The organism is Allobosea massiliensis, assembly GCF_042655245.1.
Lineage (GTDB): Bacteria > Pseudomonadota > Alphaproteobacteria > Rhizobiales > Beijerinckiaceae > Allobosea > Allobosea massiliensis.
In genome coordinates, this window is the sequence record NZ_JBHSLU010000035.1 from 68,617 (window position 1) to 89,513 (window position 20,897).

At 67.6% G+C, this 20,897-nt stretch carries 21 protein-coding genes and 1 tRNA gene; 12 read left to right on the forward strand and 10 right to left on the reverse strand.

The annotated features are described in order from the left end of the window. The first annotated feature begins 30 nt into the window (after positions 1 to 30). From cpdR to ACFPN9_RS12885, 5 genes are all read left to right on the forward strand, one after another. Positions 31 to 390 carry a cell cycle two-component system response regulator CpdR gene (gene cpdR, locus ACFPN9_RS12865; protein ID WP_038363805.1) on the forward strand — a complete coding sequence of 120 codons (360 nt, stop codon included), beginning with the start codon at positions 31 to 33 and terminating at the stop codon, positions 388 to 390. A 148-nt stretch (positions 391 to 538) separates the two neighbouring features. Beyond that, positions 539 to 613: transfer RNA gene (locus ACFPN9_RS12870), tRNA-Val, on the forward strand. A gap of 453 nt (positions 614 to 1,066) precedes the next feature. Then, positions 1,067 to 2,485 carry an MATE family efflux transporter gene (locus tag ACFPN9_RS12875; protein WP_082734916.1) on the forward strand — a complete coding sequence of 473 codons (1,419 nt, stop codon included), beginning with the start codon at positions 1,067 to 1,069 and terminating at the stop codon, positions 2,483 to 2,485. Between the two features lie 42 nt (positions 2,486 to 2,527). Continuing rightward, positions 2,528 to 2,725: a DUF3606 domain-containing protein gene (locus ACFPN9_RS12880; RefSeq protein WP_066720064.1), complete on the forward strand. Its 198-nt coding sequence runs from the start codon at positions 2,528 to 2,530 to the stop codon at positions 2,723 to 2,725. Positions 2,726 to 2,758: 33 nt separating this feature from the next. Further along, the gene (locus ACFPN9_RS12885; RefSeq protein ID WP_156446518.1) at positions 2,759 to 3,070 is read left to right on the forward strand and encodes a hypothetical protein; all 312 of its coding nucleotides are present in this window, start codon (positions 2,759 to 2,761) and stop codon (positions 3,068 to 3,070) included. On the opposite strand, the gene cls is transcribed toward ACFPN9_RS12885, so the two are convergent. Beyond that, entirely contained in the window at positions 3,067 to 4,347 is a 1,281-nt protein-coding gene (gene cls / locus ACFPN9_RS12890; protein ID WP_066720094.1) for a cardiolipin synthase, read from the reverse strand. The genes ACFPN9_RS12885 and cls overlap by 4 nt on opposite strands. 148 nt (positions 4,348 to 4,495) lie before the next feature. Here cls and ACFPN9_RS12895 point away from each other — a divergent pair, with 148 nt between their 5' ends. Beyond that, positions 4,496 to 5,746: a Zn-dependent hydrolase gene (locus ACFPN9_RS12895; RefSeq protein WP_066720059.1), complete on the forward strand. Its 1,251-nt coding sequence runs from the start codon at positions 4,496 to 4,498 to the stop codon at positions 5,744 to 5,746. Between the two features lie 149 nt (positions 5,747 to 5,895). After that, on the forward strand, positions 5,896 to 6,540 hold the full coding sequence (locus ACFPN9_RS12900; protein ID WP_066720055.1) for a cold-shock protein: 645 nt from the start codon (positions 5,896 to 5,898) through the stop codon (positions 6,538 to 6,540). A 111-nt stretch (positions 6,541 to 6,651) separates the two neighbouring features. On the opposite strand, the gene ACFPN9_RS12905 is transcribed toward ACFPN9_RS12900, so the two are convergent. The 6 genes from ACFPN9_RS12905 to ACFPN9_RS12930 all read right to left on the reverse strand — a co-directional run bounded on the left by ACFPN9_RS12905 (position 6,652) and on the right by ACFPN9_RS12930 (position 12,032). Further along, positions 6,652 to 7,197 (reverse strand): MOSC domain-containing protein, encoded by a 546-nt coding sequence (locus tag ACFPN9_RS12905; RefSeq protein WP_066720088.1) that lies wholly within the window; start codon positions 7,195 to 7,197, stop codon positions 6,652 to 6,654. A 283-nt stretch (positions 7,198 to 7,480) separates the two neighbouring features. Beyond that, entirely contained in the window at positions 7,481 to 7,966 is a 486-nt protein-coding gene (bfr, locus tag ACFPN9_RS12910) for a bacterioferritin (protein WP_066720052.1), read from the reverse strand. Between the two features lie 98 nt (positions 7,967 to 8,064). Then, on the reverse strand, positions 8,065 to 8,349 hold the full coding sequence (locus tag ACFPN9_RS12915; RefSeq protein ID WP_066720050.1) for a (2Fe-2S)-binding protein: 285 nt from the start codon (positions 8,347 to 8,349) through the stop codon (positions 8,065 to 8,067). After that, a complete protein-coding gene (gene irrA, locus ACFPN9_RS12920; protein ID WP_082733261.1) occupies positions 8,349 to 8,867 on the reverse strand; it encodes an iron response transcriptional regulator IrrA in 519 nt (172 codons plus the stop codon). The genes ACFPN9_RS12915 and irrA overlap by 1 nt, the downstream gene beginning before the upstream one ends. A 199-nt stretch (positions 8,868 to 9,066) precedes the next feature. Then, positions 9,067 to 10,653 carry a DHA2 family efflux MFS transporter permease subunit gene (locus ACFPN9_RS12925; protein WP_066720048.1) on the reverse strand — a complete coding sequence of 529 codons (1,587 nt, stop codon included), beginning with the start codon at positions 10,651 to 10,653 and terminating at the stop codon, positions 9,067 to 9,069. Positions 10,654 to 10,814: 161 nt separating this feature from the next. Next, positions 10,815 to 12,032 (reverse strand): HlyD family secretion protein, encoded by a 1,218-nt coding sequence (locus ACFPN9_RS12930; RefSeq protein ID WP_082734915.1) that lies wholly within the window; start codon positions 12,030 to 12,032, stop codon positions 10,815 to 10,817. Between the two features lie 144 nt (positions 12,033 to 12,176). Here ACFPN9_RS12930 and ACFPN9_RS12935 point away from each other — a divergent pair, with 144 nt between their 5' ends. Next, entirely contained in the window at positions 12,177 to 12,872 is a 696-nt protein-coding gene (locus tag ACFPN9_RS12935; RefSeq protein ID WP_082734914.1) for a TetR/AcrR family transcriptional regulator, read from the forward strand. On the opposite strand, the gene ACFPN9_RS12940 is transcribed toward ACFPN9_RS12935, so the two are convergent. After that, positions 12,850 to 13,782 carry a DMT family transporter gene (locus ACFPN9_RS12940; protein ID WP_245282336.1) on the reverse strand — a complete coding sequence of 311 codons (933 nt, stop codon included), beginning with the start codon at positions 13,780 to 13,782 and terminating at the stop codon, positions 12,850 to 12,852. The genes ACFPN9_RS12935 and ACFPN9_RS12940 overlap by 23 nt on opposite strands. Positions 13,783 to 13,939: 157 nt before the next feature. Continuing rightward, entirely contained in the window at positions 13,940 to 14,974 is a 1,035-nt protein-coding gene (locus tag ACFPN9_RS12945; RefSeq protein WP_066720043.1) for an aspartate-semialdehyde dehydrogenase, read from the reverse strand. Between the two features lie 462 nt (positions 14,975 to 15,436). Here ACFPN9_RS12945 and ACFPN9_RS12950 point away from each other — a divergent pair, with 462 nt between their 5' ends. From ACFPN9_RS12950 to ACFPN9_RS12960, 3 genes are all read left to right on the forward strand, one after another. Beyond that, positions 15,437 to 16,534 (forward strand): hypothetical protein, encoded by a 1,098-nt coding sequence (locus ACFPN9_RS12950; RefSeq protein WP_156446517.1) that lies wholly within the window; start codon positions 15,437 to 15,439, stop codon positions 16,532 to 16,534. Between the two features lie 2 nt (positions 16,535 to 16,536). After that, positions 16,537 to 17,328 carry a hypothetical protein gene (locus ACFPN9_RS12955; protein WP_066720038.1) on the forward strand — a complete coding sequence of 264 codons (792 nt, stop codon included), beginning with the start codon at positions 16,537 to 16,539 and terminating at the stop codon, positions 17,326 to 17,328. A gap of 90 nt (positions 17,329 to 17,418) precedes the next feature. Next, positions 17,419 to 17,724 (forward strand): hypothetical protein, encoded by a 306-nt coding sequence (locus ACFPN9_RS12960; RefSeq protein ID WP_066720035.1) that lies wholly within the window; start codon positions 17,419 to 17,421, stop codon positions 17,722 to 17,724. 115 nt (positions 17,725 to 17,839) lie between these two features. Here ACFPN9_RS12960 and ACFPN9_RS12965 read toward each other — a convergent pair whose 3' ends face one another. Further along, the gene (locus tag ACFPN9_RS12965) at positions 17,840 to 20,233 is read right to left on the reverse strand and encodes a transketolase-like TK C-terminal-containing protein (RefSeq protein WP_066720032.1); all 2,394 of its coding nucleotides are present in this window, start codon (positions 20,231 to 20,233) and stop codon (positions 17,840 to 17,842) included. A gap of 246 nt (positions 20,234 to 20,479) precedes the next feature. On the opposite strand from ACFPN9_RS12965, the gene ACFPN9_RS12970 reads away from it, so the two are divergent. Beyond that, positions 20,480 to 20,872: a hypothetical protein gene (locus ACFPN9_RS12970; protein ID WP_066720029.1), complete on the forward strand. Its 393-nt coding sequence runs from the start codon at positions 20,480 to 20,482 to the stop codon at positions 20,870 to 20,872. Positions 20,873 to 20,897 lie beyond the last annotated feature (25 nt).

Genomic DNA, 20,897 nt, shown 5'->3' on the forward strand with positions numbered 1-20,897 from the left:
CAGGCCTTACGGGACGGACAGATCAGGCCCATGACCAAGATACTTCTCGCCGAAGACGACAACGACATGCGCCGTTTCCTGGTCAAGGCCCTGCAGAATGCGGGCTATGACGTGGCCTCCTTCGACAATGGGCTCTCGGCCTATAACCGGCTGCGCGAAGAGCCCTTCGAGCTGCTGCTGACGGACATCGTCATGCCCGAGATGGACGGCATCGAGCTGGCGCGCCGCGCCACCGAGCTCGACCCCGACATCAAGGTGATGTTCATCACCGGCTTCGCGGCCGTGGCGCTGAACCCCGATTCGCAGACGCCCAAGGATGCCAAGGTGCTCTCCAAGCCCTTCCACCTGCGCGAGCTGGTGAACGAGGTCGAGAAGCTGCTGGCGGCCTGACGGCCGCCGACAGGCCTGTGACGCTTTCTCGACAAAGCGCCTTGCAAGGCTCGAAGCGAGCGGCTATAGCCGCACACCTCGCAACATGGTCGCCCGGCAACGGCGCAACCTGTTCCGGCCGCCGCGACGTTATCCCGACGCGGCAGACGGGCGCGTAGCTCAGCGGGAGAGCACTACGTTGACATCGTAGGGGTCACAGGTTCGATCCCTGTCGCGCCCACCATCTTCAAAGCCCCGGAGATCGCTCCCAAGAGCGGTGTCCGGGGTTTTTGCTTTTGGCGCCTGCGATGAGCGCAGCCTCTCCGGTTTCACGGCTCCGCCGCACCGCCCGACGCGCACCGCACGCCGACCTGATCAGGCGCCCCGCCCTGAACCTTCCGGCACCACGGGCGTTGGGCGGGCGTGGGGCGGGACCGTCCGCCGACTTGCCGAGAGGAAATGCGACCATGTTCAGGATGATTCTCGCCGGAGCGGCCGGTTGGATGCTGGCGACCCGGCCGGAGCTTCGCGAGCGCGTGCTGAACGTGACGCGCGATCTCTTCGCCCGGCTGACGGCGCGCTGAGCTTTTCTTCTCGCCCGGCCGGCAGAGGCGGCCGGGCGATTGCGCCAGACGGGTGGCAGCCCCGTCGATGCGGGCTGTCGCAGGCGTTCGGCGCGGGCTAGAAGCAGCCCCCCATGCCCTCCCCCGCGCAATCCCTCTCGCTCACCTCGTCTCGCTCCGCCTGGATGGCCGAGGCGGGGGCGACCTTGCGTCTTGGCTGGCCGCTGGTTCTGACCAATCTCGCCCAGACGGCGATGACGGCAACCGACGTGATGATGATGGGGCAGCTCGGCCCCGATGCGCTCGCGGCCGGCGCACTCGGCTCCAATCTCTACATGGCGGTGCTGATCTTCGGGATCGGCGTCATGGCAGCCGTGTCGCCGATGCTCTCGATCGAGCTCGGGCGCAACCGCCATGCGGTGCGCGAGATCAGGCGCACCGTGCGCCAGGGCTTCTGGGCAGCGGCGACGCTGGTCGGGCCGATGTGGCTCTTTCTCTGGCAGGCAGAAGCCGTTCTCGCCGCAATGGGTCAGGACCGCGCGCTCTCCGCGGCAGCCGGCAGCTATGTCCGGGCGCTGCAATGGAGCCTGCTGCCCTTCTTCTTCTACCTCGTGCTGCGCGGCTTCGTCGCGGCGCTGCAGCGCCCGCTGGCCGCGATGCTGGTGGTGCTGGCCGCGGTACTGTTCAACGCCTTCGCCAACTGGGTGCTGATGTTTGGCCGGCTCGGCCTGCCCGCGCTGGGCCTGCCCGGTTCGGGCCTCGCCACCGCCCTCTCCTCCGTGCTGATGTTTGCTGGTCTCGCCGCCCTCGTGCTGCGCAACCGGCAATTCCGGCGTTTCCGCCTGTTCGGCCGCTTCTGGGTCGCGGACTGGCCGCGCTACCGCGCCTTCTGGCGGCTCGGCCTGCCGATCGGCGCGACGCTCGCCTTCGAGGTCGTGATCTTCAACGGGGCCGCCTTCCTGATGGGCCTCATCGGCCCCACCGCGCTCGCCGCCCACGCCATCGCGATCCAGATCGCGTCGCTGACCTTCATGGTGCCGATGGGCATCGGCCAGGCTGCGACGGTGCGCGTCGGCCGCGCCTTCGGTGCCGGCGACCGCGACGGCATTCGCCGCGCCGGGCAGGTCGCGATCGTGCTCGGCGTCGGCTTCATGGCGCTGACGGCCCTCGTGATGTGGTTGGCGCCGCACTGGCTGGTGCGCCCCTTCCTCGACGTCAGCCGTCCCGGCGCGATCGAGGTCGCGGCGCTGGCGATGCATTTCCTGGTTTTCGCTGCGATCTTTCAGATCGTCGACGGGGCGCAGGTCGTCGGCTCCTGCCTGCTGCGCGGCCTCGGCGATACGCGCATCCCGATGCTCTATGCCGGGCTCGGCTACTGGGTGATCGGGCTGCCGCTCTCGGTCGCGCTGGGCTTCGGCACGCCGCTGGCCGGCAGCGGCATCTGGATCGGCCTCGCCGTCGCGCTGGCGCTGGTCGCGGCGCTGATGCTGGGACGCTGGGCGGCCCGCGAGCGGCTCGGCCTGATGCCGGCTGCGCCGGATCCGGGAACCTGACGCCCCCTGCGCGATTCCTTCCGAGACAGAAGGAGACCGCCCATGGCTGACGACAGGACGAATCGCGGGCCGCAGGATCGCTCGCGCATCAATCTCGGCGAGGATTACGAGGTCCGCTACTGGACCGACAAATTCGGCATCTCGAAGAGCCAGCTCGAAGAGGCCGTCCGCAAGGCGGGCTCATCGGCCGCGGCTGTCGAGGAGGAGTTGCGGCGCCAGACCCTGAGCGGGGACCGCTAGCCTCGCCCCGGAACTGCCGGCCGCCTCCCGCCGTTGACGCGTCAGGAGGCGGCCATGCAGCGTTTCGAAGACGATTTCGATATCGACCTGTTCCTGGCGGTGATCTGCGGCGCGATCGTCCAGACCGTCCTTTTCGGCTTCGGGACGACGCTGGTGCTGTCGATCCCGCCCCTGGCAGAGCATGCGGCCCACCTGTTGATCGTTGCCCTGGCCTTAAGCCTGCTGTTCGCGCCGTTCTTCGGCTTCTGGATTTCGCTGCGCCTGCGCTACCGCAACTGGGGCCGCGAGGCCTGGCTGCGCGGCGATGATGTCTGCGGCAAAGCGGTCATGAGGCGGGATCGCTAGATCTGCGAGCGCAGCAGGCTCGCGAGCCAGTCCGACAGTTGCTCCCAGGACGACCGCGCCTGCCACTGCGCCAGCGTATACGGCCGCGCCCGCTTCAGATCCGCCTCGAACACCGCGATCTGCGCGCGGGCGAAGGCCGGATCATAGGCGTTGAGATTGACCTCGTCGTTCAGCCGCAGGGCCCGGTCGTCGATATTCGTCGAGCCCACGGAAGCCCAGGCCTCGTCCACCACCACGAGTTTGCAGTGATACATGGTCGGCTCGAACTCGTGGATGCGGATGCCTGCGTCCAGCAACTCGCCCCAGAAATGGCGCGAGGCTTTGTGGACGATGCGGGCATCGGTGATCGGGCCGGGGATGAGGATGTCGATCTCCACCCCGCGCTTGCGGGCATCCAGCAGTTGCTTACGGGTCGTCTCGTCCGGAACGAAATAGGGCGTGCCGAGCCGGATCCGCGTCTTTGCCGAAGACAGCGCCGTCATCAGCATCAGATGCATGACGCTGCGTTGATTCGTGGAACTCGCGACCACCTGGGCCGGACTGTCGCCAGCGGGCGCGAGGGCCGGGAAGAAACGGTCACCCATCAGCAATTCGCCCCCGGCCTCCAGCCAGTGCTCGGCGAACGCGGCCTGGAGTTCGGCCACGACCGGCCCCTCGACCTGGTAATGGTTGTCGCGCCACTCGGCCTTGGTGCGGGCGTCGCCGTTCCACTCGTCGCCGATACCGACGCCGCCCGTGAAGCCGATGCGGCCATCGACCACGACGATCTTGCGATGGGTGCGATTATTGACCTTGTCGAGCGTGCTCCAGGCCACCGGGCGGAAGCGGACGACCTCGACGCCCGCCGCCTTCATCCGTTCGACCAGAGCCTCCTCCATCGGGATACTGCCGACCCAGTCGAGCAGCACCTTGACGCTCACGCCTTCCCGCGCCTTCTGCGACAGCACCTCGGCGAACTGATCGGCAACATCGCCGCGCCAGTAGATATAGGTTTCGAAAGTGATGGTCTGGGTCGCCCCGCGCAGCGCCTTCAGCATCGCCGGGAAGATCTCGTTGCCGTTGACGAGCGTTTCGATGCGGTTGCCGGGCAGCATGTTCGAGCCGAACAGCGCGGCCATCGACCGGCCGAACTGGGGGTCCCCCGCTGCAAGATGATGCGGCAGCGGCTTCCCCAGATCCTTTCGTTCCGGGATCAGGTTCTCTGCCACCAGCCAGCCGACCGCGCCGAGTACTGCCGACACGATCGCGATGACGAGCCGGTTCTTCAGCAATCTCATCAGGGCCCCCGCCAGCTTCGCCGATGGCAAACCCATGCGGCGGCGGATGGGTTCCCCGCGGCGGCGGGCATTGCCCGCTGCCCGGCTCTGCCACGATAGTCAGGGACGCGCCCGCACCGGGCGAGCCGCCCCAACCGAAGACGACGCCATGGACATGACCGCCCCCGCCCGCATCGACATGGACCGCTTCTGGGCGACGATGGAGCGCTCCGCCGAGATCGGGCCCGGCCGGCCCGGCGGCCTCTCGCGCCTCGCCGCCTCCGATGCGGACAGGGAGGTTCGCGACCAGTTCGTCGCCTGGTGCCGCGAGGCCGGGCTCTCCGTCCGCATCGACGGCATCGGCAACATCTTCGCGCGCCGCGCCGGCACGGACGACAATCTGCCGCCGGTGGTGATGGGCAGCCATCTCGACACCCAGTTCAATGGCGGCCGCTTCGACGGCATTCTCGGCGTTCTCGGCGGGCTCGAGGTCTGCCGGGCGCTCGACACGATCGGCCATCGCACCCGCCGGCCGATCGAGCTGGTCAACTGGACCAACGAGGAAGGCGCGCGCTTCTCGCCGCCCATGGTGGGATCGGGCACCTTCACCGGCGCCTATACGCTCGACTGGGCCCATGGACGCGTCGACGAGGAGGGCCGCCGGCTCGGCGACGAGCTCGCCCGCATCGGCTATCGCGGCGAGATGGAGGAGACGCCCCATGCCTTCGACGCCTATTACGAACTCCATATCGAGCAGGGGCCCATCCTCGATCGCGAGGGCATGCAGGTCGGCGTCGTCACCGGCGGCTTTCCCTCCACCGGCATGCTGATCGAGTTCAGGGGCGAGACCGCCCATACCGGCCCCTGGCCGATGGAGTGGCGCAAGAACGCGCTCATTGCCGGCGCGCGCTTCCTCGTCGCGGTCGACGATCTCGGCTGGGTCCATGCCGGCACGGGCGGCAAGGCGACCGCCGCCCGCCTCGTCGCCTGGCCGAACAAGCCCGGCATCCTCTCCGACTGGGCCCAGGCGGTCGGCGACGTTCGCCATCCGGACCCCACCACCTCCGCCGTGATGGCCGAGGCGATGCGCCGCGCGGCTTACGAATCGGCGGCGAAGGCGGACTGCAGCGTCGAGATCCTCGATATCTGGCAATGGGGTGGAAACATCTTCGCGCCCGAACTCGTCGAGCAGGTCCGCGGCATCGCCAGCGCCCGGGGATATCGCCACCGCGACATTCTGAGCCAGGCCGGGCACGACGCCTATTTCGTCGCGCGCCACGCCCCCACCACGATGATCTTCACACCGTGCCGGGGCGGCATCACCCACAATAACGGGGAGTTCTGCTCGCGCGAGGACCTCGAACCGGGTCTCGACGTGCTGTTGCGGGCCGTGCTGGCGCGGGCCGACCGGGTCGAATGAAGGCTTGTGCCGGCAAAGCACCGGTGCGCTTGCACGACGCTTCCTCCGGAATGGGCTCAGGACGGCAATAAATTACGCTTCACCCCCGATGACGCCACGCTTTACTTGCGCTAGATTGCGATTTCCCGCTCACTCAGCCTCGAAGCTCCATGTACGATCGTCGCAAGCCTCCTGCCGCCCAGCCTTTTGTCACGCACGAAAATATCGAAGCCAAGGTCAAATGGTTCGATCCCGAGAAGGGGTTCGGTTTCGCGTCGCCCTCCGACGGTTCGGGCGACGTTTTCCTTCACATTTCTGCGATCGGCCCGCTCGACCAGCAGGACCTGCTTCCCGGCGCGACGATCATCGCCGACCTCGGCGAGGGCCGCCGCGGCCTGCAGGTGGTGGCCGTGCACGAGATCGACGCCTCGACCGCGACGCAGACTGCCCCGCGGGCGCCGCGCGCCCCGCGTGACGATTTCGGCGGCGGCTATGGCGGCGGTGGCGGCTATGCCGATCGCGGCGACCGCGGCGGTTATGGTGGCGGCGATCGCGGCGGCTATTCCGATCGTGGCGGCTTCGGCAACCGCGACAGCGGCCCGATGGAAGGCCCCTTCGACGGCGCCGTGAAGTTCTTCAACGCGGAGCGCGGCTTCGGATTCATCGCGCCCGACCAGGGCGGCGCCGACGTGTTCCTGCACGTCTCCTCGCTGAGCCGCAGCGGCCTTCAGCCGCCGATGGACGGGCAGCGCGTGCGCTTCTCGATTCGCGCCGGCAAGAAGGGCCCCGAAGCGGCGAACGTCAGCTACATCTGACGCTCCCGCACCGCCCAACGATCAGACCCGCCGGTTCGCGCCGGCGGGTTTCTTTATGGGCGGCGACGGCCACGTTGGAGCCGTAAAGCACGGGACGAACCCGCTGCGGCCTCACACCCGCTCCAGCGCCCGGTGCGGCAGGGCCGGCAGCGTGACCGCGATAGCATCCCCCGGCGCGACCGCCCCGCCCTCCAGCACGATGCCCATGATGCCGGCCTTGCGCACGAGCCGGCCTTCCGCATCGCGCCCCAGAACGGCGGCGAGCAGGCCGGGCCGGAAGGCCTCGATCTGGGCGCAGGGGTTGCGCAGGCCGGTGATCTCGACCAGCGCCTGCTGCCCAAACCTCAGTCGGGCGCCGACCGGCAGGCCCAGCAGGTCGAGCCCGCGCGTCAGCAGGTTCTCGCCCATCTGCCCCGGCGCGACGTCGAAGCCGGCGGCGTTCAGCTCGTCGAGGAGTTCGGCGTGGATGAGATGGACCTGCCGGAGATTGGGCTGCGTCGGATCGACTGCGACCCGCGAGCGGTGCTTCACCGTCTCGCCGCAATGGGCATCGCCCTCGACGCCGAGCCCGGCGAGCAGGCGGATCGAGTCCTGAACCGGCTTGCTGAAGCGATGTCCCATCGCCGCGCTCACCGAGATCACTGTGGCGGTTGTCATCACCCGCATCGCCCTCCTGAGATCATCCTCGTTGAATGATGTGACGTGGAAACACGCGGTCGTCCCGGGCGTGACCCCGGACCCATTCCGGAACCTCCCTCACCAGCGCTCCGGTATGGATCCAGGATCTCCGCTTCGCTGCGTCCGGGATGACAGCCTACTTCCAAAATTCCAGGAAAACCGCGCTGGACGACGCAGGTTGATCAACACGTGCCGCTCATGACAAAGCCGGCCCCGCATCGCGGAACCGGCTTCGCAAGATCCTGCCCAAACGGCTGGAGGCTCAGTGGTCCTCGTCGAGACCGCCCATATGCTTCTGGGTGTAGAGCTCGATGCCGATGCGGCCGATGAGGTCGAGCTGCGTCTCGAGGAAGTCGATATGGCCTTCCTCGTCCTTCATCAGGGCCTTGAACAGGTCCTCGGACGGGTAGTCGCCGACCTCGCGGCAATAGCTCGCCGCTTCCTGATAGAGCGCGCGGGCCTCGATCTCGGCCTTCAGATCGGCCTCGATCACTTCCTTGACGTTCTCGCCGATCCGCAGCGGATCGAGCGTCTGCATGTTCGGGAAGCCCTCGAGGAAGAGGATGCGGTCGACGAAGCGGTCGGCATGGACCATTTCCTCGATCGATTCCTTCTTCCAGGTCTTGGCCATCTCCTTCAGACCCCAATTGTCGAGGATCCGATAGTGCAGCCAGTACTGGTTGATCGCCGTCAGCTCGGAGCGAAGCCCCTTGTTGAGGTATTCGATGACCTTCTTGTCACCCTTCATGGCACTGAGGCTCCCCCGTTACATTAGAATGATCCTAATGTAGGATAGCGCGTCCCGAAAGGGAAGGACCAATATCGCAGCCGGCCCCGTTGGCGGGCTCAGGCGGCGAGGTCGTTCTCGGCGTCGAGCCCGTCCATCATCTGCCCAACGGCGACGTGGACCGTGCACTCGATGTCGCGCGCCGCGCAGGAACCGCACTGTGTCATGCAGGCCGCCCGCGCCTCCGCGAGGATGGCGCGCACCTCGCGGGCGCAGCGCCCGCAATCGGGGCTGCAGCCGAGGCAGTCATAGGCTTCTCCCGCCGTCCGCGGGCCCGTGCCGTCAGGGGCGATGGTGCCCTTGATCTGATGGCAGGACAGGACGTTGCAGGAGCAGACGATCATCAGTGTCCGCCCGCTGCGACCCGGCCCTCATGGCCGCGATGCTCGGTGGTGCGGGTCTCGATCTCCTGACCGTCGGCGCGGCGCAGGCGCACGATGACCTCGACCGAGGAGATCATCATGCCCTCCGGCGCCTCGGGCAGCCCGGCGACCTGAATCGTCGAGCCCGGGATGTCGACGACCGTCTCGTCATCTTCGTTGTAGAAATGGTGATGCTCGGAGACATTGGTGTCGAAGAAGGTTTTCGGCCCGGAGACCGAAACCTGGCGCAGCAGCCCGGCCTCGGAGAACTGGCGCAGCGTGTTGTAGACGGTGGCGAGCGAGAGCGGCTCGCGAGCGCGCAGCGCCTCCTCATAGAGCATCTCGGCGCTGACATGGCGGTCGCCCTTGGCGAAGAGCAGCCAGCCCAGCGCCATGCGCTGGCGTGTCGGCCGCAGGCCGGCCGTCCGCAGCCGCGCCTTCACGGCACTGATCGGGCAGGAGGCCGGGCTCTTCTGCGGCCAGGGAATCTGGTCGGCCATGGCCCGCTGCGCGGTCTGATCCTTCGGGGACGAAAAACTCATCGAAGACGCCTTCCACATCGCCGGCTTTGCGGCGCGTAGTTTAGAAAACATCTAAACTACTGATATTGCTCTATTATTTGTCGAAGTGAGGCCCGCTTGTCAATCGCAGGGGCTGCGGCATCCCGCCCCGCACCCCGGTCCCGCGGCGGCTCGGCTCTCAGTGGCCGCCACCGGCACCGGGCTGCGCGGCCGGGGGTTTGCGCATGAACAGCGCCAGCGCGACGAGCGCCGCGAAGATGCAGGTCAGCCCGAGGAAGACGTCGCCGAAGGCCAGGATCAGCGCCTGCTTGTGAGCCCTCTGGTTGATCAGCGCGAGCGCCATCTGCTCGGCCGCGTCGCCATAGTCGAGGAAGCGCTGCATCGTCTGGGCGATCGCCTCCTCCGCCACCTGCCGGCCGGCCGCGACGTGCTCGTGCAGCCGTGCGATGTGGAGGTCGGTCCGGTTGTTGAGCATCGTGTTGATCAGCGCGAGCCCGACCGCGCCGCCGAGATTGCGCGTGAGGTTGTAGAGCCCCGACGCGTTCTTGAGCTGCGCAGGCGGCAGCGTGCCGAGCGCGAGATTGTTGATCGGCACCATGCACAGCATCAGCGAGACGCCGCGCAGGATCTGCGGCGCGAGCAGTTCGTGGAAATCCCAGTCCGCGGTGATGCCGCTGGCGATCCAGGTGCCGAGCGCGAAGCCCGCAAAGCCGATCATCATCTGCACGCGCGGATCGATCTTGGCGGAGAGCTTGCCGGCGATGGGAGCCGTCAAAAACATGCATAGGCCCGTGACGAACATCGTCTCGCCGATCTGGAGCGCGTCATAGCCGCGGATGCGCCCGAGATAGACCGGGTAGAGATAGGTCAGCCCGTAGAGGCCGATGCCCATGCAGAAGGAGAACAGCGAGCCGAAGGCGAAGTTGCGGTTGGTGAAGGCGTAGAGATCGACCAAGGGATCGTCCCGCGTCAGAGCGCGCCAGAAGAACAGCACCGCGCCGAAGACCATGACGACGGTGAAGAAGACGATCTCGTGGCTTTCGAACCAGTCCAGCCGTGTGCCTTCCTCCAGCACATATTCGAGGCTGCCGAGGAAGCCCGCCATCCCGAGCAGGCCGAGCCAGTCGAAGCGCTTCAACAGCCCCTTCTGCGGCTTGTCGAAATCGATCAGCGTCCAGGCGGCGATGGTGACGCCGATGCCGGGCACGACATTGACCAGGAACAGCCAGTGCCAGGAGAATGCGCTGCTGAGATAGCCGCCAACGGTGGGGCCGATCGTCGGCGCCAGCGTCGCCACCAGCCCGATCAGCGGCGAGACGACGGGACGCTTGGAGGCCGGGAAGATCGTGAAGGCGGCGGCGAAGACGCCGGGGATCATGCCGCCGCCGATGAAGCCCTGGACCGCCCGCCACAGGATCATCTCGTTGATCGAGGACGACATCGCGCAGAGCACGCTGGCGATGGTGAAGCCGGCCGCGGCGATGGTGAAGAAAACGCGGGTCGACAGCGCCCGGCTGAGATAGCCGGAGAGCGGAATCATGATCACTTCCGCGATCAGATAGGCCGTCTGCACCCAGGCGATCTCGTCCGAAGAGGCCGAGAGGCCGGCCTGGATCTCCGCCAGCGAAGCCGAGACGATCTGGATGTCGAGGATCGCCATGAACATGCCGAAGACCATCGCCACGAAGGCAAAGATCCGGCGCATCGGAATGGCGTCGTCGGCCGGCGGGCTGCCCGCCGGGCTGGTCAGGGTCGCGGTGGCCATGGCGGCCGTTCCTTCTCGTGAACCTCCTCGTCATCCCGGACAAGCCGCGTCAGCGGCGCCGATCCGGGATCCATGCCGGAGCATGGATTGGTGAGGTTCAGGCATGGATCCCGGGTCTCCCTGCGGTCGCCCGGGATGACGGTTGCGGGTTGCTCGGCCCGTCAGCGCTGCCCTGAAGGCCGCGGATCGATCCTGACCACCACCGACATGCCGGGCCGCAGCACATGGCGCGCCGTGGCCTCGGGGGCGAGGGCGATGCGAACCGGCACGCGCTGGACGATCTTCGTGAAATTGCCGGTCGCGTTGTCAGGCGGCAGCAGCGTGAAGACCGAGCCGGTGCCGCCGCTGATGCCGCTGACGCGCCCTTCGAAGACCTGGCCTGGCAGCGCATCGACCGTGATCGTCGCCCTGTCGCCGATCTTCAGCGGCCCGACCTGCGTCTCCTTGAAATTGGCATCCACATAGACCTGGTCCAGCGGCACGATCGACATCAGCCGCTTGCCGGCGCTGACGAGGTCGCCGAGCTGCACATTCGTGTTCGCGACGAGCCCCGAGATCGGCGCCGTGACGCGGGTGAAGCCGAGGTCGCGCTCCGCCTTCTGCTCGGCGATCTTCAGCTCCTCGACCTGCCTTGCCGCCTCGACCCGTTGGGCCTTCAGCACCTCGACATTGGCCTGTGCGGCGGCGACGCCGGCCACGGCGCTGCCGAGCGAGGCCTTCGCCTGATCGCGCGCGGCCGTCGCTGCATCCAGCGTCGCCTGGGAGCCATAGGACTTGGCGGCGAGACTGCTGGCGCGCTCGAAATCGGCCACCGTGCGGGTGACGCCAGCCTGGGCCGAGACCTCCTGCGCCTGGGCCTGCTGCAGACTTGCCTGCCCGGCCTCGATCTGGCTGTCGATGCGCGCGAGCGTCGCCAGAGCCGTGGCGGTCTTGGCGCGTGCGCTGTCGAGCGCGAGCCGCCAGTCGCCATCGTCGAGGGCGACGAGCGGCTGCCCCGCCTTCACTTCCTGGTTCTGGGTGACGCTGACGCTCGTGACATTGGCCGAGAGCTTGGCCGAGATCGTCGCCATCTCGGCGCCGACATAGGCATCGTCGGTCGAGACGATGAAGCGGCCATTGAACCACCAGTCGGCCCCGAACCAGAGTCCGGCGCCCAGCAGGGCGGTGCCGACCAGCGCCAGTCCCGCGCGGCGGATCATGGATCTGCGGGGCGATGGCTTCGATGCGGACGTGCTGTCTGCCTCCGGCGCCGTCTCGCCAGCGCGGCGCGCCTCGACCCCCGCGGGGGCAGCGTCCGGAGCCGCCTTCGCCGGTTCGACCAGTTTCAAACGGTCGCGCCGCACCTCGCCGCGCGCCTCAGGCAGGATTTCGGCAGCCATGGGATCTTCCCGATCACGAACAATTCGAACCAAGCGGTTCGATTGATATTGAACTAGCCCGCGTCTCGCGGCATATCAAGAGCGAATCGAACCAGGCGGTTCGATGATTTTGCAGATGCGTCCTGCGCCTGACGGATGGAACCGATGAACAGAACGGCCGATCGACGGCCCAAAGCCGCAGCCCGCAACCGTCGGGTCGCGGGGATGGATCCCGAAAAGCGTCGCCAGATTCTCGATGGCGCGCAGGCGATCTTCCACGCCCAGGGTTTCGACGCCGCGAGCATGAACGAAATCGCCGCCGCCGCCGGCGTCTCCAAGGGCACGCTCTATGTCTATTTCGAGGACAAGGAGCATCTCTTCGTCGCGCTGATCGAGCGCGAACGGGAAAAGCACCGCCAGCACATCTACGATGCGCTCACGGAGCATCCCGATTTGCCGCGGGCGCTGGCGGGGTTTGGCGCCAATCTGATCAGGCTTCTGACCGATCCGTTCTCGCTGAGCGCTCACCGGATCGTGCTCGGCGTGGCCGAGCGCATGCCGGAGATCGGCCGCGCCTTTTACGAACGCGGCCCGCTGCTCGGCGGGCAGCGTCTCGGTGCCTTTTTGGAAGGTCGCGTCGCGGCGGGCGATCTTGCAATCGACGACAGCTTTCTCGCGGCCAGCCAGTTCATCGATCTCTGCCAGGCGACCCTGCTGCGTCCCCGCCTGTTCAATGCGGACCCTCGACCGCCCTCGGAAGCCGAGATCCGGCGGGTGGTCGATGAAGCGGTCGCGATGTTCCTGGCGCGCTACGCCACTCCGGCCCTGCGCGCCACGCTCAGCCCGCCTCGCGCGCCTTGATGCGCTCGCGATGGGCGGTGTAGAGCCCCGAGCCCGCAATGATCACGGCGCCGACGAGCGTCCAGAGATCGGGCAGCACGCTGAAGACGAAAAGACCGAAGAGCGAGGCCCACAGCAGCTGGATATAGGAGAAGGGCGCCAGCAGCGAGGCATCGCCATGGCGATAGGCCAGCACGATCAGCCAGTGGCCCATGGTCGAGGACAGTCCGACGAACATGCCCATCGCGAGGACGGTCGGCGTCACCGGCGTCCAGACGAAGGGAACCGCGAGGCTGAGCAGGCAGAGGCCGACCAGGGCCGAATAGGCCAGCGTCGTCAGCGGACTCTCGGTGCGGCTCATCATCCGCGTCATGATCATCGCGAAGGCCCATGACAGGGCCGAGGCAACCGCCAGCAGCGAGGCGATCTGGAACCCCGCACCGCCCGGCCGCACCACGATCAGCACTCCGGCGAAGCCGACCAGCGTCGCGGTCCAGCGCCGCCAGCCGATCGTTTCGCGCAGGATCGGGATCGACAGCGCGGTGACGAAGAGTGGCGCGACGAAGCCGGTCGCAGTCGCGTCCGCCAGAGGCATGTAGCGCAGCGCCATCACGAAGAGCACGGACGACGCCAGGAGGCCGATCCCGCGCAGGACCTGCAGCGTCGGGCGCTGGGTCGACAGGCGGGCGAGCCCCCCGCTGCGCCAGACGATGCCGAGCATGATCAGGGTGAAGGTGCAGTAGCGAAGCCAGCTGACCTGCAGCGGCGAGATTTGCTGCGTGAGCAGCTTGGAGACCATGTCGGCCGAGGTCAGGAAGATGCTCGCCAGCAGCACGAAGGCGATGCCGCGCAGCGGCGCGTCCCTGCGCATGGGCAGCGGGGCAGCGGGCAGCACAGGAGGCGGCGGTTCGGTCTGGGGAGCGTTCGGCACGGCAGAATCGCAGCGGCGGGGACTGCGATCCTAGAGAGCTTTGCCGGCGATCGGTTGCGCAAAGAACGGACGGCGCACATGCAGCGGACAGGCGCAACGGAAAAGGCGGGCCGCAGGGGCCCGCCTCGCCGTCGTCTGATCGCGCTGACGGTGCGGCTCAGGCCGCCTTCTGCCGCGGCTGGATCAGCTTGCGGTTGATCAGCACCTCGGCGATCTGCACCGCGTTCAGCGCCGCGCCCTTGCGCAGATTGTCGGAGACGCACCAGAAGGCCAGGCCGTTCTCGACCGTATTGTCCTCGCGGATGCGGGAGATGTAGGTCGCGTCCTCGCCGGCCGCCTCATGGGGCGTGATGTAGCCACCCGGCTCGTGCTTGTCGATCACGAGCAGACCCGGCGCCGAACGCAGCACCTCGCGTGCCTCGTCGGCCGTGACCGGCTTCTCGCACTCGATGTTGACGCTTTCGGAATGGCCGATGAAGACCGGCACACGCACGCAGGTCGCGGTCAGCTTGATCTTGGGGTCGAGGATCTTCTTGGTCTCGACCATCATCTTCCACTCTTCCTTGGTGAAGCCGTCCTCCATGAAGACGTCGATCTGCGGAATGAGATTGAAGGAGATCCGCTTGGGGAACTTCTTGCTGGTCACCTCGCCGGCCGAGAACACGGCGCGCGTCTGGTTGAAGAGCTCGTCCATGCCCTCCTTGCCGGCGCCGGAGACCGACTGATAGGTCGAGACGACGACGCGCTTGACGCCGTACTTCTCGTGCAGAGGCTTCAGCGCCACGACGAGCTGCGCGGTCGAGCAGTTCGGATTGGCGATGATGTTCATCTTGGTGAAGCCGGCCGTGGCGGCGGCGTTCACCTCCGGCACGATCAGCGGCACGTCGGGGTGCATGCGCCAGGCCGAGGAGTTGTCGATCACGACGCAACCCTGCTGGCCGATCTTGGGCGACCACGCCTTCGAGACCTCGCCGCCGGCCGACATCAGGCAGATATCCGTGTCGGAGAAATCGTAATGCTCAAGCGCGCGGCACTTCAGCGTACGGTCGCCGAAGGAGACCTCGGTGCCGACGGAGCGCGAGGAGGCCAGCGCGACGACCTCGCTGACCGGGAAGGCCCGCTCGGCCAGGATGTCCAGCATCTCGCGGCCCACATTCCCCGTGGCGCCGACGATCGCGACCTTGAAGCTCATGATGATGTTCCTTTCGGATGATCCCGGTTGGTCTCCCCCTCGGCACCGTCCGCCCGATGAAGGGGCGGGTCCGGCGTCAGCCCCCGCCGGGGGGAGAGGGACCCGGAACCGAGGCGAGTTTCAGCGCAGCGTGCCGGTGGTCCCGGTCGCCGTTTTGGTCGTGCGTTTCGTCGTCTGACGGACGGTCACAGAGGCCAATCCCGAAGGGCTGAAGACATCGCGTTGTCGCGCGCGGAACTGTGCCCGGCGCGACATCGCCTGTGAGAACACCCTGGACGCGCAAAAGTCAATCGAAGCGCCCGCGGGACGGTCTGCGCACCGGCGCGTTAACCCTGTGCGTTGACCAACGATTCACGCTGCATCGCGAAACCGCTGCGCCGGTAACGGCCTGCTGACCGCCCCTCGCCCACCTTCGGCGCGGGCGAGGCCGCGGGTTCGGCGGCGGAGGCGGATGGTTTGCGCGTGGCGTCGGGTCAGTTCCTGTTGGTGATGCGGCCCTGGGCCGAAAAGCTGCGACGCCCCCTCGCGTCGGCAGGCTTCGCGCGCCTTCGAGCGCTGCCGGCCGGCCTCGGCGCGAGGCTTGCCCGCTTCGACGTGACTGCGGCGCTCATCCGCGGCGCTGACCGCATCGAAGACGTCGTCCGGGCGCTCGGCCGCCTCGCATCCACGGTCCGGCGCGTCCTGCGCCTGCCGGCCTTCCGCCTGACCACCGGCCTCCTTTGGCGCGGTCTGGCTGCCGCGGCCGGCATCGGCGCGGCCGGCGCCTTGGTCACGGCCCTGTCCTCGCAGAGCGAGGCGACCATCTCCTCTTACTCCACACTTTCGGAGCCGGCGCCGCTGCCGCCTGCCGGGTCGACCACGCCCCGACGCACCGGCGCGGCGGACCAGGAGAGCTGGGTCGCCATCGCCCGGCCGATCCCGATCTTCGGCCTGGAATCGCCGGAACTGGAGCGCCAGCCGGCCGTGCTCGACGCGCGCCGCAGCGCGGACGGAACGCGGCGCGAGGATCTTCTCAGCTTCGGCAACTTTGGCGAGCCGAAGCCGCATCTCGCCTTGCGGCTCGCCGTGCAGCACGAGCGCGCCGAGCTGTCCCGACCCTTCATCGTCGCGCTGGTGCGCATGGCCGCGGCGCGCGGCCTGTCGGTGCAGCGCAGCAGCCTGCCGGCCGCCATCGAGACGCGTTTCGGCCCGGTCGAGGCCGCCGATGTGACGCTGAGCGACGGGGCATCCGGCCGCGCCTGCATCGCCTTCCGGATGGAGGGCGGAACCGTGCCGCTGGCCCTGAGCGGATGGTGGTGTGGCGGCGAGGGCAAGCCGGCCGACCGCCGCCAGCTCGTCTGCCTGATCGATCGCATCGATCTCCTGAATGCCGGCGAGGATCCCGCCCTGCGCGGCGCCTTCGCGCGCAGCGAGCTGAATCGCCAGCCGGGCTGTGCGCCGCCCCGCCTCTCCGCCAGCGGGCGCAAGGTCTCCTGGCTCGACGCCGACGCCCCCACCCCCGCTCTGCGGACGAAGACCGCGTCGCCCCCGGCGGCGGCGCGTCGCCCCGAGAAGCGCTGACCATGACGGCCGAAGCCCCACGCGCCATGGCCGTGATCGAAGCCACGGGAACGGCGGCGCTGGGCGTCGCACGCTTTCTGTTTCTCGCCCTCGGCGCCGCTGTCTTCCTGCTGATCCTGCTCCTGGCCTGGTGGCTCTACGGCAAGATGCCAGCCATCGGACGGGGGCAGCCCGCCTTTTCCTGGGCGATCGAGCCGTCGGGCCTGCGGGGGACGCCGCTCGTCGCCACCCACCCGACGCGGGGCCGCGAGGAAGGCTGGCAGTTCGGCGGGCCGGGCACGGGCGAGGCCTTCGCCGCACTCGTCCTGGCGGACCCCGACGAGGCCGGCCGGCCCTTCACCCTGACCACCCCGCTGTTCTGGCAGTTCGAGCCTCTGCGCGTGCTGCGTCCGCGCGTCGGCGGGCCGCACTACACGATGACGACCCGCTGGGGGGCCTTCACCGGCCGCGACCTGATCTATCAGGAGTTCGACGGCCGCGTGCGGACCTGCATCGTCTTCCGCAACGCCTTCGAGACATCCGCCTTCGCCCTCGGCGGCTATTACTGCGCCGCCGGTCAGCAGGACGCCAACGCGGCCTCCCTCGCCTGCCTGATCGACCGGCTGAAGCTCGAATCCGGGCGACGCGAATCGATGGCCCTGGCCTATCTCGCGGGCCGCGCGAGCCAGCCCGCCCTGTGCCAGAACACAACCTTCTACCCGCCCGGCACGCGGCGGGTTGTCCGGGACCGCAAGGGCGGCGTCGTCGGCATGGCCGGCGGCTCCGGCGACACATTTCCGCTGTGGCCGCGCTGACAAAATCGTTAACTACGGTAGTCTAGGATTCACCATAGAGTCTCGTTCTCGCACCAAGCGGATCGCCGCTGTTCTGGAGATGTCGTCGCCATGGGTTCGCTCAAGCGTCTCGCCGCCGTTTTCGCCCTCTCCGTCGCGGCGTCGACCGTGTGGGTCTCCTTCGCGGAAGCACAGAACCGCCGCGGCCCGCTGCGCGTGACCGTGCAGAAGCGCAGCTATTTCGATCTCGGCAACGTCGTCCCGGTTGGCTCGATGAACCGCTACGCCAGCCAGCACATGGGCGCGACGCCGACCTATGCCAGCTTCGGCAGCTTCTATGGTGAGGACACCCTGCCCGGCCGCATCGGCGCCGGCACCAACCCCTTCGCAAACACCTTCTCGACGCCGCGCTTCTGAGCACAAGGCCACCGTCATGGTCGGGCTTGACCCGACCATCTCGAAAACCAGCTCTTTCGCATCATGAGATTTTCGGGTCGGCGCTACGCGCCGCCCGAGAATGGCGTTGGGCGCCTTAAGGCAAAGCCTTCAGATAGCGCACCGGCCGGCCCGGCGCCGCCGCCTGCGCAGCATGGACGATCGCGTTCGCGTCGATGCCAAAATGCCGGTAGAGATCCGCGACGGTGCCAGTCTGGCCGAAATGCTCGACGCCGAGCGCCTTCTGCTTGTGGCCATGCACGCTGCCGAGCCAGGCCAGCGTCGCGGGATGCCCGTCCAGCACCGAGACGATGCCGCAATCGCGTGAGAGATCGCCGAGCAGCCGCTCGACATGGCTGGTGGCGCGGTGGTTCCCACGCTGGCGCGCCCTCTCGGCCGCCTGCCAGCCGGCATTGAGCCGGTCGGCCGAGGTGATCGCGAGCAGGCCGACATCGCGCCGGTCCTCGCCGAGCAACCCGACCGCCTTGATCGCCTCCGCCGCGACGGCCCCGGTATAGGCGATCACGACCGAGGCGTTGGGACCCGGCTTCCGCAGCCAATAGGCCCCGTCGATGATGTCGCTTTCGAGCTCGGGGGTCATCGCCCGCTGCGGCTGCTCCAGCTGCAGCGTCGAGAGGCGCAAATAGACCGAGCCGCCGGTTTCGTCGCGCAGCCAGGTGCGCTCGTCCGGATCACCCTCGCCATCCTTCTGCAGGTACGCGAAGGACCAGCGCATCATCACCGCCAGCTCGTCGACAAAGGCCGGCTCGAAGGCGCAGAGACCGTCCTGGCTCATGCCGATCAGCGGCGTCGCGATCGATTGATGCGCCCCGCCTTCCGGCGCCAGCGTCACGCCCGAAGGCGTCGCCACCACCATGAAACGCGCATCCTGGTAGCAGGCATAGTTCAGCGCATCGAGCCCGCGCGAGATGAAGGGGTCGTAGAGCGTGCCGATCGGGATCAGCCGCTCGCCGAAGGTGGCGTGCGAGAGGCCGAGCGCCGAAAGATTGATGAACAGGTTCATCTCGGCAATGCCGAGCTCGACATGCTGGCCCTTGGGCGAGAACTCCCATTTCTGCATCGAGGGGATGCGCTCGTCCTTGAAGGTGTCGGCCATCGAGGCCTTGGCGAAGAGCCCGCGCCGGTTCACCCACGGGCCGAGATTGGTCGAGACCGTGACGTCCGGCGCCGTCGTCACGATCCGGTCCGCCAGCGGCCCGCCCGCCTTGGCAAGTTCGTCGAGGATCTTGCCGAAGCCCATCTGCGTCGACATCACCGGCTGGATGCCGGCCTCGAGCTTGGCCGGCACCGGTAGCGCCGGCGCGCTCAGCCGCCGGCGCCCCTCGGCAAAGAAGGGGACGCGGTCGAGGAAGGCGCGGATCTCGCTCTCGGGAAGCGAGAGCCCCTCGAACAGATCCCATTCATGACCGGGGCGGACGCCATTGGCAGCCCGGAAGCCCTCCATCTGCTCCTTGGTCATCAGCCCGGCATGGTTGTCCTTGTGCCCGGCCAGCGGCAGGCCGAAGCCCTTGACGGTGTAGGCCAGGAAGCAGACCGGCCGGTCATGGTCGATCGCCTCGAACGCCTCGAGGATCGAGGGCAGGTCGTGCCCGCCGAGATTGCACATCAGCTTCGAGAGCTCGGCGTCCGAGCGGCGCTCGATCAGCTGCGTCACCGGCCCCTGGTCGCCGAGATCGTCCATCAGCCGCTTGCGCCAGGCCGCGCCGCCCTGGAAGGTCAGCGCCGAATAGAGTTGGTTCGGGCAGGAATCGATCCAGGCCTTCAGCCGCTCGCCGCCCTTTTCCTTGAAGGCGGCCTGCTGCAGCGAGCCGTATTTCAGCGTCACGACATCCCAGCCGAAATTGCGGAACATCGTCTCGAAGCGGTCGTAGAGTCCCTCGCGGATGACCGCGTCGAGCGACTGGCGGTTGTAGTCGATCACCCACCAGGTGTTGCGCAGGCCGTGCTTCCAGCCCTCCATCAGGGCCTCGAAGATGTTGCCCTCGTCGAGTTCGGCGTCGCCGATCAGCGAGACCATCCGGCCCTCGGGACGCGCCAGACCCCAACCATGAGCGCGGACATAATCCTGCGTCAGCGAGGAGAACAGCGTCTGCGCCACGCCTAAGCCCACCGAGCCCGTCGAGAAATCGACGTCGTCGATGTCCTTGGTGCGGGAAGGATAGCTCTGCGCGCCCTTGTAGCCGCGGAAATTCTCGAGCTTCTCGCGGGTCTGCAGACCCATCAGATAGTTGATCGCATGGAAGATCGGCGAGGCGTGCGGCTTCACCGCCACGCGGTCCTGCGGGCGCAGCGCCGCCATGTAAAGCGCCGTCATGATCGTCGCCAGCGAGGCGGAAGAGGCCTGGTGGCCGCCCACCTTCATCCCGTCGGCGCTGTCGCGCAGATGGTTGGCGTTGTGGATCGTCCAGGAGGCGAGCCAGAGGATCTTCTTCTCGAGTTCGGCGAGAATCGGCAGGCGCGGATCGGACATGGTGCGGCTCTCCAGAGATTCCCGATCATGCGGGAAGCGCGGCGCGATGTGAACCGTAATCGCGGGTTCGGCAGCCACACCCGGAGCCGATTCTGCCACGCATGAGCCCTGGGCAGCGAAGTTCTGCCAAGTCGGCGAACAAGCCCGGCGGCACCCGCGCGACCTTGCATTCACCCGTCGCAATCGTCAGGTTTCATGCCGCCGGGCTGCGGCGCAGCGGGCATGGCGGCAGGAGACGCTCACCTCATGGACACGCTCTCGGGTTTCAGCATCTTCGTCGTCGTGCTGGTGATGCTGGTCGTCATCACCATCGCTTTCCTCGTGAAAACGGTGCCGCAGGGCTACAACTACACGGTCGAGCGTTTCGGCCGCTATTCGCGCACGCTGAGTGCCGGCCTCAACCTGATCGTCCCCTATATCGACCGCATCGGCCACAAGGTGAGCATGTCAAGGGCACTATTGTCCGAGACGTTGCCAGCGCGCTTTGGACATGGCGATATCTGTCGGACGGGCAAGTTTGGCCCCGAGCTGACGTTTGGAACGTCTGCTTCCCGGCAGCCCGCTGACGCCAAAAGGTCAAGCAGCCGGAGGTGGCCCCTAGCTGACGTCCGAAAGGTCTGCTTCCGAGCGTCCTACTGAAGACCCAAGCTCAGCAGCCTGACAC

Bases quoted from the DNA above. Each gene is read 5' to 3' on its own strand.
- ACFPN9_RS12960 (WP_066720035.1), top strand. From the start codon at position 17,419: ATGGGTTCGCTCAAGCGTCTCGCCGCCGTTTTCGCCCTCTCCGTCGCG.
- ACFPN9_RS12965 (WP_066720032.1), bottom strand. From the start codon at position 20,233: ATGTCCGATCCGCGCCTGCCGATTCTCGCCGAACTCGAGAAGAAGATC.
- ACFPN9_RS12935 (WP_082734914.1), top strand. From the start codon at position 12,177: ATGAACAGAACGGCCGATCGACGGCCCAAAGCCGCAGCCCGCAACCGT.
- irrA (WP_082733261.1), bottom strand. From the start codon at position 8,867: ATGGCCGACCAGATTCCCTGGCCGCAGAAGAGCCCGGCCTCCTGCCCG.
- bfr (WP_066720052.1), bottom strand. From the start codon at position 7,966: ATGAAGGGTGACAAGAAGGTCATCGAATACCTCAACAAGGGGCTTCGC.
- ACFPN9_RS12880 (WP_066720064.1), top strand. From the start codon at position 2,528: ATGGCTGACGACAGGACGAATCGCGGGCCGCAGGATCGCTCGCGCATC.
- cpdR (WP_038363805.1), top strand. From the start codon at position 31: ATGACCAAGATACTTCTCGCCGAAGACGACAACGACATGCGCCGTTTC.
- ACFPN9_RS12970 (WP_066720029.1), top strand. From the start codon at position 20,480: ATGGACACGCTCTCGGGTTTCAGCATCTTCGTCGTCGTGCTGGTGATG.
- ACFPN9_RS12925 (WP_066720048.1), bottom strand. From the start codon at position 10,653: ATGGCCACCGCGACCCTGACCAGCCCGGCGGGCAGCCCGCCGGCCGAC.
- ACFPN9_RS12930 (WP_082734915.1), bottom strand. From the start codon at position 12,032: ATGGCTGCCGAAATCCTGCCTGAGGCGCGCGGCGAGGTGCGGCGCGAC.
- ACFPN9_RS12915 (WP_066720050.1), bottom strand. From the start codon at position 8,349: ATGATCGTCTGCTCCTGCAACGTCCTGTCCTGCCATCAGATCAAGGGC.
- ACFPN9_RS12895 (WP_066720059.1), top strand. From the start codon at position 4,496: ATGGACATGACCGCCCCCGCCCGCATCGACATGGACCGCTTCTGGGCG.
- ACFPN9_RS12875 (WP_082734916.1), top strand. From the start codon at position 1,067: ATGCCCTCCCCCGCGCAATCCCTCTCGCTCACCTCGTCTCGCTCCGCC.
- ACFPN9_RS12945 (WP_066720043.1), bottom strand. From the start codon at position 14,974: ATGAGCTTCAAGGTCGCGATCGTCGGCGCCACGGGGAATGTGGGCCGC.
- ACFPN9_RS12955 (WP_066720038.1), top strand. From the start codon at position 16,537: ATGACGGCCGAAGCCCCACGCGCCATGGCCGTGATCGAAGCCACGGGA.
- cls (WP_066720094.1), bottom strand. From the start codon at position 4,347: ATGAGATTGCTGAAGAACCGGCTCGTCATCGCGATCGTGTCGGCAGTA.
- ACFPN9_RS12905 (WP_066720088.1), bottom strand. From the start codon at position 7,197: ATGACAACCGCCACAGTGATCTCGGTGAGCGCGGCGATGGGACATCGC.
- ACFPN9_RS12900 (WP_066720055.1), top strand. From the start codon at position 5,896: ATGTACGATCGTCGCAAGCCTCCTGCCGCCCAGCCTTTTGTCACGCAC.